Raw genomic sequence first — 14,675 nt, forward strand, 5'->3', positions numbered from 1 at the left:
TGAGAGGTTCTAGCGGACCGCCGGGGGCGGGGGCAACGGCCGCGATCGGTGATCGTCGCAGTCACGATGTCGACCCTGGCGCTGATGTCGCACTTGTGTTGCAGATCAGGCGAGTCTCTATAGTTCTTGTGGGCACCGGAGGCGAGGTACCCAGCCTCTATGTAAGGAACAAGTAAGTGAAACACTCTGTAACAGATAAGAGAGGGACGGTCGGTATGACGCGGCCAGGCCGCAAGCCGGGCGTCGGCACGCGAGCTGCTCCCTCTCCGGTCCCATGCAAGCGGTAGGCGTGCCGCAGCGGATCTCGACTTCAGCCTTTACGCTCGACTGGAGTGCCCGCGGCGACCAGGAGGTCGTTCTCAGCCTGCAGGGCGAACTCGACCTGTCGGTGGCGATCGAAACCCGCCAGCTCGTGGAGGACGCCCTGCGCCAGGCCCAGGACGTGATCATCGATCTGGCCGGCGTCGAGTTCGTCGACAGCACCGGGTTGGCGACCCTGCTGCGCGCCAAGGAGTTCGCCGACTCCGCCGGGCGCCGGCTGCGGATCGCCGGTCCCGTTCAGGTGCAGGTGCGCCGCGTCCTGCGGATCACCGGCCTTGAGCAGGCACTCGCGATCGACCGCGAGGCCGGCGAGGGCTGACCCGGTCGGCGGGTGAGCGGTCGTCCGCCGGTGAGCGTGTGATCGCAGGCGGGCGGAGTCGCGTCGTCAGGCGGTGGGGACGGGGCGCCGTACGTTCGTGTGCGGGCGGTGGCTGCCCGTTCCGGCGCGGGGCGTCCGGCGACGGACCTCGGCCGGCAGGACGGGAACGAGCAGGCGCCGGGTCGACTCAGCCCCAGTGTGCAGGACGATCGTTCGTGCCGGATCCCACCACAACCGGTACTGGCGACGGATCCGGGCCGGGAGCCAGCCGATGACGACGAAGTTCGCGACCTCGAGGAGCGGGCGGGCGAGCAGCGGCACCGGCGGGCGCAGCACGATCCGCCGTCCGAGTTCCCGAGCCGTCGGGGAGACGTGGAGGACGTCTCCGCTGAGCATCTCCCGCGCGTAGGCCTCCAGTCCGGCAAAGCCGACGGGCATCTGCGCGGGCTCGAGTCCGAACAGCGATCCGACGACCCTCCAGTCCTCCCAGTAGGCATCGAGCTCGGCGGGGGTCAACTCTCCGACGTAGCGGCGATAGACAAGGGCGCCCGAGTCCGCGAGCGTGGCAATGATCCACAGCAGCAGGTCGGGGTCATCGGCGGCCCAGGGGGTGCCCGCGGGAAATCGCCCGACGGGCTCGGGCAGGGTCCCGCGCATGCGGGTATGGACGCGACGCACCGCCGCGGTCGCGGCGTCGGCGTCGACGCGCTCTCCGAACAGGATCGTGTCGAGCACCGCTGCCGTCCGCGCGAGCCGCGGGTAGGGGTCCTCGAGCGCACCCGTCGACATGAAGAAGCCGGCGAAGGCGACCGGGTGGGCGGCCTGCATCAGCAGCGCCCGGGCGCCGCCAAGGCCGACGAGATACTCCCGGTGCACGCGCCGGATCACCGAGGTGTCGTCGAAATAGCCGGGCATCCTGCTCACATTGTGACCCACCGGGTACGGGGCCTCCTGGTGCCTTCCGAGGCACCCCCGCGGCGGCGGGATGGCGGCGGGATGGCGGCGGGATGGCGGCGGGATGGCGGCGGGATGGCCGCGGGATGGCCGCGGGATGTCGCCCGCGGTCGGGTGTGCCCGAGTCGCGCCGGGGGTAAGGTGGCGGTCATGCCCGAGCCGACCTGCGCCGACCGCCCTCAGGAGCAACCGGCCCGCCGTCCCGCCAACCGGGTTCTCGTCCTCTTCGGTGCCACCGGTGACCTTGCCGCCCGCAAGTTGCTCCCGGGCCTGTTCCGCCTGTTCCAGCTCGGACTGATGCCCGAACGCTTCGCGATCATCGGATCGGGGCGTCACGCGCCCGACGACTTCACCGGCCTCGTCGCCAAGGCGCTCGACGTCGATCCCGACGATGGTGGTGAGGAGTGGGAGCGGTTCGCCGCCACGCTCAGCTTCGTCGTCTCCAGCGCGGAGGACGGGGCCGACCTCGCGGAGGCGATCATCCGGGCAGAGGCGGAGATCGACGCGGATGGGGACCGCCTCGTCTACCTCTCCGTCCCCCCCAAAGCGGCCCCGGACATGGTCGCGATGCTCGGCCGGACCGGGATCGCGCCGGGCTGCGCGCTCGTCGTCGAGAAGCCCTTCGGACACGACCTCGCCAGCGCGAAGGCGTTCAACGCGACCCTGCACGAGGTCCTCCCCGAGGAGGCGATCTACCGGATCGACCACTTCCTCGGCAAGGAGCCGGTCCAGAACCTGCTCGCGCTTCGCTTCGCCAACGGCATCTTCGAGCCGATCTGGAACCGAGACCACATCACCTCGGTCCAGATCGACGTTCCCGAGGCGCTCGACATCGAGGGCCGGGCCGGTTTCTATGAGCAGACCGGCGCCTTCCGGGACATGGTCGTCACTCACCTGCTGCAGATCCTCGCCGTCGTCGCCCTCGAGCCGCCGTCACGGATCGACCCGGAGGCGCTGCACCGCGAGCGGACCAAGGTGTTCGAGTCACTCGTGCGCCTCGACGCCGGCCGGGCGGTGTTCGGTCAGTACGACGGCTACCGAGACAGTGACGGCGTTGCCGACGACTCGCAGGTGGAGACCTTCGTCGCGCTCGAGGCGCGCATCGACACCTGGCGGTGGGCCGGCGTGCCCTTCTACCTGCGGACCGGCAAGGCCCTCGCGGAAGGGCGGCGCACCGTCACGATCGCGTTCCGACCGGCGCCGCTGCGCGTGTTCGGCGGCGCGGCGCCTGACGGCTCGACGCGGCCCTCCGAGCTCGTCCTCGAACTCTCCGACGATCCGCGGGCGGCGATCCATGTCCAGGCCAAGGTCCCCGGGCCCGGCCTCCGCCTCGGTCCCGCCGCCTTCACCCTTGATGTCGGCGCCGACTTTCGTCAGGACGGGTTTGAGGCCTACGCCCGCCTCCTGCACGACGTGATGACCGGTGACCGGCTGTTGTTCACCCGGTCTGAGCAGATCGAGGCGCTGTGGGCGGCCGCCCAGCCGCTGCTCGATGCCCCGCCACCGCTTGTTTCATACCCGCGCGGGAGCTGGGGTCCGCAGGAGGCCCAGGCGCTCGTGCCAGCCCCCGGCTGGCGGTTGCCCGAGGCGGACATCGCCGGGCTCTCCTGAGCGGCCCGAAGATGCTCATCGCCCTGCTGCCCGGCCCCGCAGCGGTAGCCTCCAGACATGCCCGCTCTTCGCTCCCGCACCGTCACCCACGGCCGCAACATGGCCGGCGCCCGCGCGCTGTTGCGGGCCGCCGGCGTTGCCCGTGAGGACATCGGTCACAAGCCGATCGTCGCCGTCGTCAACTCCTACACCCAGTTCGTCCCGGGGCACACCCATCTCAAGCCGGTCGGGGAGATCGTCGCCGCGGCGGTCAGCGCCGCGGGCGGTATCCCGCGGGAGTTCAACACGATCGCCGTCGACGACGGGATCGCGATGGGTCACGGCGGCATGCTCTACAGCCTGCCGAGTCGTGACCTGATCGCCGACAGCGTCGAGTACATGGTCAACGCCCACTGCGCCGACGCGCTCGTCTGCATCTCCAACTGCGACAAGATCACCCCGGGGATGCTCAACGCCGCCCTCCGGCTCAACCTCCCGACGGTGTTCGTCTCCGGCGGCCCGATGGAGGGCGGGACTGCGACGCTGGTGGACGGAACCGTCCGCAAGGGGCTCAACCTGATCACCGCGATCGCCGACGCCGTCAACGACGAGGTCTCGGACGAGGACATCGCCCGGATCGAGGAGGCCGCCTGCCCGACGTGTGGCTCCTGCAGCGGCATGTTCACCGCCAACTCGATGAACTGTCTGACCGAGGCGCTCGGACTCAGCCTTCCCGGCAACGGGTCGACGCTGGCCACCCACACGCTGCGCCGGCGCCTGTACGAGGACGCCGGCCGGCTCGTCGTCGAGCTGTGTGAGCGCTACTACGACCGCGACGACGACTCCGTGCTTCCGCGCAGCATCGCCACCCGCCCGGCGTTCGAGAACGCGATCGCCCTCGACATCGCGATGGGCGGCTCGACCAACACCGTCCTGCACGTGCTCGCTGCCGCCCAGGAGGCCGAGCTCGACTTCACGATGGCCGACATCGACGCGATCTCCAAGCGGGTCCCGTGCCTGTGCAAGGTCGCCCCCAACGGCACCTATCTGATGGAGGACGTCCACCGCGCCGGCGGGATCCCCGCCATCCTCGGCGAGCTGCACCGCGGCGGCCTGCTCGCGACCGATGTCCACACCGTCCACGCCGCCGGGATCGACGAGTGGCTCGGCGCCTGGGACGTCCGCAGTCCGCGCCCCTCGGAGGCGGCGATCGACCTGTTCCACGCCGCCCCCGGCTGTCGCCGCAGCGCGGAGGCGTTCTCTCAGTCTGAACGGTGGGAGAGCCTCGACACCGACGCCGCCAACGGATGCATCCACGATCTCAGTCACGCCTACTCGACCGACGGTGGCCTGGCGATCCTCTACGGCAACCTGGCGACCCGCGGCGCGGTCGTCAAGACCGCCGGGGTGGACGAGTCGTTGTGGACCTTCTCCGGGCCCGCCGTCGTCGTCGAGTCCCAGGAGGACGCCGTCGAGGTGATCCTCAACGACACCGTCAAGCCCGGTGACGTCGTCGTCATCCGCTACGAGGGTCCACGGGGCGGCCCCGGGATGCAGGAGATGCTCTACCCGACCTCCTATCTCAAGGGCCGCGGCCTCGGCAAGGCGTGTGCCCTGATCACCGACGGCCGCTTCTCCGGCGGCACCTCCGGATTGTCGATCGGCCACGCCTCACCGGAGGCGGCGGCGGGCGGGACGATCGCCCTTGTCGAGACGGGTGACCTCATCAGCATCGACATCCCCCACCGCCGCCTCCAGCTCGAGGTGTCCGAGGAGGAGCTCGCCGAGCGCCGTGAGCGGATCGAGTCCGCCGGTGGGTACGCCCCCAAGCTGCGTGACCGCCCCGTCAGTCCCGCCCTGCGCGCCTACGCGCTGATGGCGACCTCGGCCGACACCGGCGCGGTCCGGGATGTCGACGCGGTCGCGCGGGCGATGGCGGCCGCCGCGGCCGCCAAGCCGATCTCCGTCTGAGGGTGGTGTCGGGGGCGCTCTGCCGGAGCGCCCCCGCCCCGCTGCGCGCCCCGGCCCGCCCCGATGCGCGCCCCGCTGCGCCCCCCGGCCCGCCCCGATGCGCGCCCCGCTGCGCGGGGCCCCGGCCCGCGCGTCGCCGGATCCGGCCGTCCCGCCGCCCAACGAGGGGGGACTTTTGCGTCCTGTGAACACACAAGTCCCCCCTCGTTCCTCCGAGTCGCCCGCGGTCTGCTCAGATCGACCGCCAGAGGTGCTCGGGGTCGCGGACCCGCGGGGCGAACAGGGCGGCGCTGATGTGCTCGGCGACGAGCTGGTTCGCGTCGACGATCTCCCCGAGATGGAGCAGCGACTCGGTCTCCGCGGCGACGTTCCCGTCCCCGAGCCGGAGCACGAGCGGCACCCCGGGCCGGACGTCACTGGCGGCGAGGCCGATCGCGACGTTGGTGAGGTCATCGGAGGTGACCGCCGCGACGACCGCGGCCCGGCGGACCCCGAGCAGCTCGAGGGTCGCGCGGTCGTCCCCCCGTCCGATCGTCAGCGGGATCCCCGCCTCCGCCGCGAGCCGGACACAGGGCGCGTCGAAGCTGCGCTCGAGGGCGAGCACGGGGACCCCGCGCTTCTGCAGGGCCTGGGCGAGCCGGAAGCCGATCTGGCCAAAGCCGATGAGGATCGCGTGACCGTGAGCGGGGGCTCGTCGCGGTCCGAAGATCGTCGTCAGGCGCGGCCGGCCGAGCCGTTTGACGAGCGCGGCGGTGAAGATCGCCACGAGCACGACGGAGGTGATCGTGGTCGCCGTTGAGACGAGCTTGAACCAGGAGGCGGCGTGGGTCGAGTTGGGTACGTCAGCGACCGTCGCCACCGACCGGGTGCTGAAGTAGAGGGCGTTGACGACCCCGTCGTGCAAGGCGATCACCGTCAGCAGCGTCTGGAGGGTGAGTACCCCGATCAGGCCCGCGCCGGCCCGGAGCATCAGGGTGAGGGCGTCATCGACGATCCGCAGCCCGGCCCGCAGCCCCGCCCCGCTGCAGTCGGCGTGGCCACAGCAGCGGCGGGCGAGCGCGTCGGCGACGAGGTCGGCCGTCGCGACCACGTGCACGAAGGAGACGATCTCGGAGAACCGGTGCAGGATCGACCGGTCAAAGAACGTTGCCCACAGCTCGAGGTCGGGCCGGACGTGGGCGCTGAGCAGGCTGAGTCGCAGGGCGAGCGCGTCGTCGTGGGTGAGGACGGCGACCGCCGTCCAGCCGTCCTCGCTCAGTCGCCGCGTGAGCTCCGCGTCGGAGCCGGCGAGCACCGCCTCCGCGCTGCCCCCGCCGGCGCCGACTTGGTGGACGAGCGCGTCAGCGAGGCTGCGACGGTCGCCGAGGATGAGCAGGCGTTCGGTCATCGTGGGCGCCGATTGTGTCAGCGCGGTCAGGGCCTGTCAGCCGGTCCCGGATCGGGAGGCCCCTCAGGCCGTCCCGGCCGGGCCGACCGTGGGCCCGGCCACCGGGCCGGGCCCCGGTTCGAAGCTGGGCGTCGCCTCGCCGGCGAGGCGGCCGCCGGCCGCCAGGCGCATCAGTTCGCTGTCGAGGGCGATCTCGACCCCGTCGATTTGCTCGATGCTCGCCGGCTCCGCCCGTCCGGCCCCACCGTCGGGCCGCCCTGGACCGTCACTCACCGCGGCCGTCGCCCGCGAGCCGATCTCATGGTCATAGCCCCGCCACGCCTGGGCGCGGATCCGCTCCCGTACCCCGCCGTGGACGAGGGCGAGCAGCTCGGTCGCCGCCCGCCCCGCTCGGTCAGCGAGGGACCGGTCCCCCCAGTCCTCGGCGGAGGCGAACACGGCGGTCGGCACGGTGAGCGCGCGGAAGTAGCCGAACAGGGTGCGCAGGGCCTCGTCGGCGACGAGCGCGTGCCGCGCCGTGCCCGCCGTCGCCGCCAACAGCACCGGGGTCCCGATCAGCAGGTCATCGTCGACGAGGTCGATGAAGGAGGTGAACAGCCCGCTGACGGTCGCCTTGTAGACGGGCGTCGCGGCGATCACCCCGTCGGCCTCGGCGAGGGCGGCGATCGCCTGCTCCACCCCTGGGCCGATCAGCCCCGAGATGAGGCCGGTGGCGATCTCCGTGGCGAGGTGGCGCAGATCGACCATCCGCACGGTCACCGTGATCCCCTCGCCCTCGGCGCGCGCCACGATCTCCCGGATGATCCGGTCAGCGAGCATCCGTGTCGCCGACGGGTCAGAGACGCCCGCGTTGAGCGTGACGAGCTTCATGCCGGGGCCGTCGCCGGGACCTCGCTCACCGACGCAGGCGTGTCCTGGTAGGGGCGGCCGGCGGCGGTGAGGTTGTCGCCGCGGTCGGCGTTGGGCCGGAACTGGCGGGTCGGCCCGTCGCCGTAGCGGGCGCGGACGAGGCTCGCGTGGGTCGGCGGATCCGAGGGGGCCTCGGGATCGCGCCGGGACTCGAACTCGCGCCGCAGCACCGGCACCACCTCAGAGCCGAGCAGTTCGATCTGCTCGAGCACGGTGGCGAGCGGCAGCCCGGCGTGGTCGATCAGGAACAGCTGGCGCTGATAGTCGCCGAACGCCTCCCGGAAGGAGAGCGTCTTCTCGATCACCTCCTGGGGGGAGCCGACCGCGAGCGGTGTGCGGGCGGAGAAGTCCTCCAGGGAGGGGCCGTGACCGTAGACGGGCGCGTTGTCGAAGTAGGGGCGGAAGGCGCGCTTGGCGTCCTGGGAGTTCTTGGCGATGAAGGCCTGACCGCCGAGGCCGACGATCGCCTGCTTCTCGGTCCCGTGTCCGTGGTGGGCAAAGCGACGCCGGTAGAAGCCGATCAGGCGCTGGTAGTGCTCCTTGGGCCAGAAGATGTTGTTGGCGAAGTAGCCGTTGCCGTAGAAAGCGGCCTGCTCGGCGATCTCGGGGGTCCGGATCGAGCCGTGCCAGACGAACGGGGGCACCCCGTCGAGCGGACGTGGCGTTGCGGTGAACCCCTGCAGCGGCGTCCGGAACCGGCCCTCGAAGTCGACGACGTCCTCCCGCCAGAGGCGGTGGAGCAGGTTGTAGTTCTCCAGGGCGAGGGGCAGGGACTGGCGGATGTCCTTGCCGAACCACGGGTACACCGGCGCGGTGTTGCCGCGTCCGAAGGTGACGTCGACCCGCCCCCCGCTGAGGTGCTGGAGCATCGCGTAGTCCTCGGCGAGCCGGACCGGGTCGTTGGTGGTGATGTGGGCGATCGAGGTGGTGAAGATGAGCCGCTCGGTGACCGCGGCGAGGTAGGCCATCAGTGTCGTCGGGGACGAGTTGACGAACGGCGCGTTGTGGTGCTCGCCGATGGCGAGCACGTCGAGCCCCGCCGCCTCCGCGGTCCGGGCGATCTGCACGTACCCCTGGATCCGTTCCGCCTCCGACGGCGTCGCGCCGGTCACGGGGTCTTGTGTGATGTCTGAGACCGAGAAGATTCCGAACTGCATCTGACCACCTCCAATGATGTCGTGTCGATCAGCGTAGCAGGTAGTTGAGGACACAACTAAGGGTGCGATGGCCGGGGGCGTCTAGGATCGGCGGGATGGATGCGATCGAGATGACCGAGGCGGAGTTGACCCGCCTGCGGGCGGAACTGGATGAGCTGGAAGGGGACGGCCGTCACCAGATGGCCGCCCGGATCAAGACCGCCCGCGAGTGGGGTGATCTCAAGGAGAACGCGGAATATCACGCGGCCAAGGAGGCCCAGGCGCACCTGGAGACGAAGATCGCTCGCCTCCGCGAGCAGCTGCGTGCCGCCGTCCTCGTCGCCGAGCCGGCCACCGTCGCCGCCGGCCTCGTCCGCCACGGTGCGACCGTCACGGTCACCGACCTCAGCACCGAGAAGGAACAGACCTTCACGATCGTCTCCCCCAACGATGCCCGTCCGGCCGAGGGCCACATCTCCTCCGCCTCCCCGGTCGCCCAGGCCCTCGTCGGCCACCGGTTGGGTGAGGTCGCGACCGTCGCCACGCCCAAGGGCCAGCGGCGGCTGCGGATCGACACGATCGCCTAGGGCGGTCGCCGGCGCCGCTCCCGCGGGTCGACTCGGTGGTCGACCCGCCGGGCCGGGTTCGCTGAGGGCGGGCGTGGTCGCCCTGGGGGCGAGGTGACCGCGCGGATCAGGCGTGGCCGGGGTGGGCCTGGGCGGCGGCGCTGTCGCCGACGACCTGCCAGAACGCGATCAGGGACGCGATCAGGGTGCCCTCAGAACAGGGGAGCGTTCCGTCGAGCCAGTCGAGGATCACCTGGCTCGTGCCGCCGACGAGCATCGCCGCGGCGATGTCGACGCTCGCGGCGGCGCCGAGGACGTGCAGGTCCCGGCCGGTTCTCGCGGCGGTGCTGACGAGCCGGTGGATCGCCGCGCTGCGGTGGCCGGCGGCCCGGTCGCTCGCCGGCACGACTCCGAACAGCACGCGTGCGCGCCTGGGGTCGTCGGTGAGGTGGTGGACGAAGGCGGCGATGCCGCGGGTCGCAGCCTCCTCCGGGGTTGCTCCGGTCGGGATCGCCGCGAGCGTGACGGCGATCGCCGCGTCCGCGAGGCTCGCGGTGAGCGCGCCGACGAGGGCATCGAGATCGGCGAAGCTCTCATAGAAGTAGCGCTTGTTGAGGCCCGCGGCCCGGCAGACCGCGTCGATCCGCAGGGCTCGCCACCCGTCGGCGGCGACGAGGGTGAAGGCGGCGTCGATCAGGGCCTCGCGACGTCCGGCGGCTCGGTCCTCGCCGGTTCGGCCGGCGTAGGCGCGTCGCTCCGTTGGCGGTTTGACGTCCGACATCTGGAACCGTACAGTACCAGAAATGATGACCCCCCTTGCCATGCGTGTCCGCGGTGTCGCCGGCACGCTGATCGAACAGATCCCTGCCGGGGACGCCCGCGCGCTGGCGGTTCCCGACCCGAGCAGCGGGCTGCGCGCAGTCCTCGGTGATCCGGGGGTGCCGCTCGTCGGCCACTCGCTCGGCTTCCTCCAGGACAGCCTCGAGCTGTGCCGGCGCATGCACGCCCGGTTCGGGCCGCTGTTCTGGGTCAACGCGTTCGGAACGCGGGTCGTGATGGTGCTCGGCCCTGAGGGGCTCGGCACCGTCTACGCGAACCGGGAGCGGGCGTTCTCCAGCCAGGAGGGGTGGGACTACTTCATCGGCCCGTTCTTCCGGCGCGGGGTGATGCTGATGGACTTTGACGAGCACCGCCAGCACCGGCGGATCCTCCAGCAGGCGTTCACCCGGCCCCGACTCGTCGGCTACCTCGACGCGATGAACCCGGCGATCGAGCGGGCGGTGAGCGCCTGGCCGGAGATGGACGGGTTCGCCCTCTATCCGGCGGTCAAGCAGATGACCCTCGACATCGCGACCGAGGTGTTCGTCGGCGGGCAGCTCGGGCCCGAGGCCGACCGGCTCAACGCGGCGTTCATCAACACCGTCGTCGGTGGACAGGCGTTCGTCCGCGCCGACATCCCCGGCGGCAAGTGGCATCGCGGGCTGGCGAGCCGGCGCCGGCTCGCCGGCTACTTCGCCGCCCAGATCCCGGCCAAGCGCGCCCGGCCTGGGGATGACCTGTTCAGCGTCCTCTGCCACGCCGAGACCGAGGAGGGCGAGCGCTTCGATGACGCCGATGTCGTCAACCACATGATCTTCACGATGATGGCCGCCCATGACACGAGCACGATCACCGCGTCGATGATGGCCTACTACCTCGCCCGGCATCCCGAATGGCAGGAGCGCGTCCGGGCTGAGGGCGCCGCCGTCGGCCGGGCGATGATCGGCTTTGATGATCTCGAGGCGCTGCCCGTGCTCGACCGCGTGTTCCGGGAGACGCTGCGGATCAACGCTCCCGTTGGCGTGATCGCCCGCCAGGCGATCGCCGACACCGAGATCGACGGCCACCACATCCCGGCGGGCACCCGCCTGCTGTTGGGCGTCTATCCGACCCACCGGATGGAGCCCTGGTGGTCTGACCCCGACGTCTTTGACCCCGACCGCTTTCTTCCCGAGCGGGCTGAGGACAAGCGCCACCCCTACGCCTGGGCGCCCTTCGGCGGCAACGTGCACAAGTGCATCGGGCTGCACTTCGGCGGGATGGAGGTCAAGGCGATCATCCACCAGCTGCTCGGCCGCTTCGAGCTGAGTGTGCCGCCCGGATATGAGCCGCCGATCGACTACGGCACCGGCCCGTACCCGGCGGACGGGCTGCCGCTCACCCTGCGCCGGCGGTGATCGTTCCATCAGCGGCGACCGCTCCCGCTAGGGTTCTCGGCGATGACCCGAACGGGAGATGCGGATCGAGGCGCCACGGCTGAAACGGTCGAGATCTCCGGGGAGATGATCCGCCTCGGCCAGCTGCTCAAGCTCACCGGGATCGCCGGCATCGGCTCCGACGTCAAGGCGATCCTCGCCACCGCGGCGATCACCGTCAACGGCGAGCCTGAGCAGCGACGCGGGCGCCAGTTGCACCCCGGTGACGTCGTCACCCTCGACGGTCACAGCGTGACGCTCGCCCGGCGCGCCTGAACGCGGCCGCCGGAGGGGCATCCGCAGGTCAGGTCTACGCGAGCCGGGCGGTGAGCCGCGCGGCGAGCCGGCTGTGGCGCCGGCCCCCGTCCGGGGTCGCCGCCGCCCGCGCGACGACCGCGCCGACCCCGACGATCACGGTCGCGATCCGGGCGCGGGTGACCGCCGTGTACAGCATCTCCCGGCGGAGGAGGAACGCGCCGGCGGCCGGATGGGCGACGATCACGGCGACCGGCAGTTCGATCCCCTGGCCGCGGTGGACCGAGCAGGCGTAGGCGAGCCTGAGGGACTCGGCCTCCTCCGGCGCGAGCCGGAACACCGTCCCGTCGTCACCGGTGAGCAGGAGCGCCGCCTCATCGCCGTCACCGCCTGACCCGCCGGGGATCTCATCGACGAGCCGCAGCAGGGTGCCGTTCATCAGCCGCAGCTCATGGAGGTTGCGCCCGGTCATCATCAGCTTGTCCCCGAGGCGCAGCCGTCCGCCCCCCACCGGCGGCCCGTGCGGGTTGAGCCGCTCCCGCAGCGCGGTGTTGAGCGCGTCGATCCCCAGCTCACCCCGGTAGACGGGCGCGAACACCTGGATGTCGGCGACCGGATCGACCCCGTAGTGGGCGGGCAGGCGCTCAGCGACGAGCGAGACGATCTCCTCGCGGGCCGCTCGCGGGTCGTTACGCTCGATCAGGAACAGGTCGCGGCGCATCGGCTCCCCGTCGGTGCCGACTCCGGCCTGGAAGGAGGGCATCTCGCCGCGGCGGATCGCGTGCGCGCCCTGGACGATCATCGAGCCCGCCGCCTGCCGGAAGATGTGGCTCAGCTGGGTGGAGGGCACCACCCCGGAGCTGAGCATCTCGGCAAAGGGCTTGCCCGCCCCGACCGGGGCGAGCTGGTCGGCGTCCCCGACAAGGACGACGTGGGCCCGCTGCGAGATCGCGCGCAGGAGTGTCACCATCAGCTCGAGGTTGGCCATCGAGGACTCGTCGAGCAGCAACAGGTCGGCGCGGACCGGGTCGTCCTCATCGTGTTCGGGTCCCTCCCCGGGAATCCAGCCGAGCGCCGAGTGGACGGTGCTCGCCTCCAGCCCCGAGGCCTCCCGCATCCGGGCGGCCGCGCGTCCGGTCGGCGCGACGAGGAGCACCTTTGCCCCCGCGGCGGTCACGGCGGTTGCGATCGCGCGAACCGTCGCGGTCTTGCCGGTGCCCGGGCCGCCGGTGATCACCGACAGCCGGTGGGCGAACGCCGCCGCCACGGCGGCGGCCTGCTCGTCGGTGAGCGCGATCCCCGTGTCGGCGAGTGACGGCGTCGTTCCACTGAGCCGTCCCGGCGAGCCGACGAGCCCGCGGACCCGTTCGGCGAGTTCGGCCTCCAGCTCGGCGGTGGCCGTCCGATAGACGAAGGTCTCACCGTCCGGGTCGGCTTCGAAGATGATGTCCCCGGCCCGCAGCAGGTCGCTGAGATCGGCCTCGGCGAGCGGGTGGCCGAGCAGTTCCTGCGCCTGCTCGGTGAGCAGGCGCAGGGGCAGGCAGGTCGATCCGTTGCGCTCGGCCTCCGCGAGCAGATGGACGACGGCTGCCCGCGGACGGCCGGGGATCGCGCTGATGTCCCCGTGCTGGGACCGGGCGATCCGGTCGGCGGTGAGGAACCCGACGCCGAACACGCGCGTGAGCTCATAGGGGTTCTCCTGGATCACCCGCTGGGCGCTCGGCCCGTACTCGGCATGGATCGGCCTGACGAGGTAGCCGAGCCCATGTGGGGCGAGGAGCAGGTGCAGCTGCCGGGTGAGGCGCAGCTCCTGCCAGGCGGCGGCGGCCTCGGCGGCCCGTCCGGCCGACAGCCCGGCCCCCTGGAAGGTCCCGACCGGGTCGCGGTCGATCGCCTCGAGCACGTGGGCCTGTCCGTGGCGCTCGAGCAGCGCCTCAGCCCGCTTACGGCCGACGTGCTTGACCTTGCGCAGGTAGGTGATGAGGGCGGCGGCGTCGACCGGCGCCAGCGGGCGCGCCTCGGACACCTTCACCTGGGGGCCGTACCGGCTGTCGGTGACCCAGCTGCCGAGCACGCGCGCCCGCTCCCGCGCCTCGAGATGGATGAGCGGCCCGACGAGCACGATCGGCTCACCGTCCTGCTCGGCGTCGAGCACGGCGAACCCGGTCTCCCGGTTGGCGAACCGTTGCCGGGTCACCGTCACCTCAGCGTCGAAAGCGGACATCTCCGCGGCACGTTAGACCTCGCCAAGGCGGCGGACGCGCAACCGTGAGTGGGCTGTTACAAACACGGCGTGCCTGCCGGTCCCCTCGCCCGTATCGCCGTCGCCCACCACGCGATCGCCTCCCTGCACGCGCCGAGCGCCCACCGGCTCGGCGTCGCCACCCGGACGGCCGCCTCCGGGATCGCCATCACCTTCGACGACGGCCCCCACCCGGAGGGCACTCCGGCGATCCTCGACGTCCTCGCCGCCCACGGCGCGTGCGCGACCTTCTTCGTCGTCGGTGAGCAGGTCCGCCGCCGCCCCGCCCTGCTGGCCCGGATGCGTGCCGAGGGCCACGGCATCGCCCTCCACGGGGACCGCCACCTCCTCCAGACCCGCCGGCGCGGCCGCGCCCTCGAGCGCGACTACGCGCGCGGGATCGCGGCCATCGAGGACGCGATTGGGATCCGGCCGCTCCGCCACCGCCCGCCGTACGGGATCTATTCGCCCGCCGGTCTCGTCCACGCGCGCGCACACGGCCTCGCGCCGCTGTTGTGGTCAGCCTGGGGCAAGGACTGGCGGCGCCTCAGCACCCCGGAGCGAATCGCCGCCAACGCCCTCCAGGGCACCGGCGCTCGCGCCGGTGAGGCGGTCGCGGAGGGGGACGTGATGTTGCTCCACGACGCCGACTTCTACAGCTCAGATAAATCTCACCGACGTACCGCCGCTGCACTCGCCATCATTCTCAGCACACTGGAGGCGCGGGGCCTCGCTACCGTACTGGTCGCCTGAGGCCCGCTGCCCTGAGCCTTCCGCGCCGGCCGGCGCCC

At 71.7% G+C, this 14,675-nt stretch carries 13 protein-coding genes; 7 read left to right on the top strand and 6 right to left on the bottom strand.

Going from position 1 to position 14,675, the window contains the following annotated elements:
* Positions 1-289: 289 nt before the first annotated feature.
* Positions 290-640, top strand: a complete 351-nt coding sequence (locus tag M3M55_RS06095) for an STAS domain-containing protein (RefSeq protein WP_249011938.1) — start codon at positions 290-292, stop codon at positions 638-640.
* A 66-nt stretch (positions 641-706) separates the two neighbouring features.
* Here the strand turns inward: M3M55_RS06095 and M3M55_RS06100 are convergent, their stop codons facing one another.
* The gene (locus M3M55_RS06100) at positions 707-1,555 is read right to left on the bottom strand and encodes an oxygenase MpaB family protein (RefSeq protein ID WP_249011939.1); all 849 of its coding nucleotides are present in this window, start codon (positions 1,553-1,555) and stop codon (positions 707-709) included.
* A gap of 189 nt (positions 1,556-1,744) precedes the next feature.
* Between M3M55_RS06100 and zwf the strand changes: the two genes are divergently transcribed.
* On the top strand, positions 1,745-3,205 hold the full coding sequence (zwf, locus tag M3M55_RS06105; protein WP_249011940.1) for a glucose-6-phosphate dehydrogenase: 1,461 nt from the start codon (positions 1,745-1,747) through the stop codon (positions 3,203-3,205).
* A gap of 57 nt (positions 3,206-3,262) precedes the next feature.
* The gene (gene ilvD / locus M3M55_RS06110; protein ID WP_249011941.1) at positions 3,263-5,155 is read left to right on the top strand and encodes a dihydroxy-acid dehydratase; all 1,893 of its coding nucleotides are present in this window, start codon (positions 3,263-3,265) and stop codon (positions 5,153-5,155) included.
* A 232-nt stretch (positions 5,156-5,387) separates the two neighbouring features.
* On the opposite strand, the gene M3M55_RS06115 is transcribed toward ilvD, so the two are convergent.
* The 3 genes from M3M55_RS06115 to M3M55_RS06125 all read right to left on the bottom strand — a co-directional run bounded on the left by M3M55_RS06115 (position 5,388) and on the right by M3M55_RS06125 (position 8,608).
* A complete protein-coding gene (locus M3M55_RS06115; RefSeq protein ID WP_249011942.1) occupies positions 5,388-6,542 on the bottom strand; it encodes an NAD-binding protein in 1,155 nt (384 codons plus the stop codon).
* A 63-nt stretch (positions 6,543-6,605) separates the two neighbouring features.
* Positions 6,606-7,412 carry a CE1759 family FMN reductase gene (locus M3M55_RS06120; RefSeq protein WP_249011943.1) on the bottom strand — a complete coding sequence of 269 codons (807 nt, stop codon included), beginning with the start codon at positions 7,410-7,412 and terminating at the stop codon, positions 6,606-6,608.
* Entirely contained in the window at positions 7,409-8,608 is a 1,200-nt protein-coding gene (locus tag M3M55_RS06125; RefSeq protein ID WP_249011944.1) for an LLM class flavin-dependent oxidoreductase, read from the bottom strand. The genes M3M55_RS06120 and M3M55_RS06125 overlap by 4 nt, the downstream gene beginning before the upstream one ends.
* A 95-nt stretch (positions 8,609-8,703) precedes the next feature.
* Here M3M55_RS06125 and greA point away from each other — a divergent pair, with 95 nt between their 5' ends.
* Positions 8,704-9,174 carry a transcription elongation factor GreA gene (gene greA / locus M3M55_RS06130; RefSeq protein ID WP_249011945.1) on the top strand — a complete coding sequence of 157 codons (471 nt, stop codon included), beginning with the start codon at positions 8,704-8,706 and terminating at the stop codon, positions 9,172-9,174.
* A gap of 106 nt (positions 9,175-9,280) precedes the next feature.
* Here the strand turns inward: greA and M3M55_RS06135 are convergent, their stop codons facing one another.
* Positions 9,281-9,934 carry a TetR/AcrR family transcriptional regulator gene (locus M3M55_RS06135; RefSeq protein WP_249011946.1) on the bottom strand — a complete coding sequence of 218 codons (654 nt, stop codon included), beginning with the start codon at positions 9,932-9,934 and terminating at the stop codon, positions 9,281-9,283.
* Positions 9,935-9,959: 25 nt separating this feature from the next.
* On the opposite strand from M3M55_RS06135, the gene M3M55_RS06140 reads away from it, so the two are divergent.
* Positions 9,960-11,369, top strand: coding sequence for a cytochrome P450 (locus M3M55_RS06140; RefSeq protein ID WP_249011947.1), 1,410 nt, complete (start codon positions 9,960-9,962; stop codon positions 11,367-11,369).
* A gap of 42 nt (positions 11,370-11,411) precedes the next feature.
* Positions 11,412-11,663, top strand: a complete 252-nt coding sequence (locus tag M3M55_RS06145; protein WP_249011948.1) for an RNA-binding S4 domain-containing protein — start codon at positions 11,412-11,414, stop codon at positions 11,661-11,663.
* A 34-nt stretch (positions 11,664-11,697) separates the two neighbouring features.
* Here M3M55_RS06145 and M3M55_RS06150 read toward each other — a convergent pair whose 3' ends face one another.
* Positions 11,698-13,866, bottom strand: a complete 2,169-nt coding sequence (locus M3M55_RS06150) for an AAA family ATPase (RefSeq protein ID WP_249011949.1) — start codon at positions 13,864-13,866, stop codon at positions 11,698-11,700.
* Positions 13,867-13,935: 69 nt separating this feature from the next.
* Between M3M55_RS06150 and M3M55_RS06155 the strand changes: the two genes are divergently transcribed.
* Positions 13,936-14,637, top strand: coding sequence for a polysaccharide deacetylase family protein (locus M3M55_RS06155; RefSeq protein ID WP_249011950.1), 702 nt, complete (start codon positions 13,936-13,938; stop codon positions 14,635-14,637).
* The last annotated feature ends 38 nt before the right edge of the window (positions 14,638-14,675 follow it).

Source organism: Conexibacter sp. DBS9H8 (assembly GCF_023330685.1).
In the GTDB taxonomy this organism is placed as follows: Bacteria; Actinomycetota; Thermoleophilia; order Solirubrobacterales; family Solirubrobacteraceae; genus Palsa-465.

Excerpts from the sequence above, each read along its gene's own strand:
- M3M55_RS06100 (WP_249011939.1), bottom strand. The coding sequence starts at position 1,555 with ATGCCCGGCTATTTCGACGACACCTCGGTGATCCGGCGCGTGCACCGG.
- zwf (WP_249011940.1), top strand. The coding sequence starts at position 1,745 with ATGCCCGAGCCGACCTGCGCCGACCGCCCTCAGGAGCAACCGGCCCGC.
- ilvD (WP_249011941.1), top strand. The coding sequence starts at position 3,263 with ATGCCCGCTCTTCGCTCCCGCACCGTCACCCACGGCCGCAACATGGCC.
- M3M55_RS06115 (WP_249011942.1), bottom strand. The coding sequence starts at position 6,542 with ATGACCGAACGCCTGCTCATCCTCGGCGACCGTCGCAGCCTCGCTGAC.
- M3M55_RS06120 (WP_249011943.1), bottom strand. The coding sequence starts at position 7,412 with ATGAAGCTCGTCACGCTCAACGCGGGCGTCTCTGACCCGTCGGCGACA.
- M3M55_RS06125 (WP_249011944.1), bottom strand. The coding sequence starts at position 8,608 with ATGCAGTTCGGAATCTTCTCGGTCTCAGACATCACACAAGACCCCGTG.
- greA (WP_249011945.1), top strand. The coding sequence starts at position 8,704 with ATGGATGCGATCGAGATGACCGAGGCGGAGTTGACCCGCCTGCGGGCG.
- M3M55_RS06135 (WP_249011946.1), bottom strand. The coding sequence starts at position 9,934 with ATGTCGGACGTCAAACCGCCAACGGAGCGACGCGCCTACGCCGGCCGA.
- M3M55_RS06140 (WP_249011947.1), top strand. The coding sequence starts at position 9,960 with ATGACCCCCCTTGCCATGCGTGTCCGCGGTGTCGCCGGCACGCTGATC.
- M3M55_RS06145 (WP_249011948.1), top strand. The coding sequence starts at position 11,412 with ATGACCCGAACGGGAGATGCGGATCGAGGCGCCACGGCTGAAACGGTC.
- M3M55_RS06150 (WP_249011949.1), bottom strand. The coding sequence starts at position 13,866 with ATGTCCGCTTTCGACGCTGAGGTGACGGTGACCCGGCAACGGTTCGCC.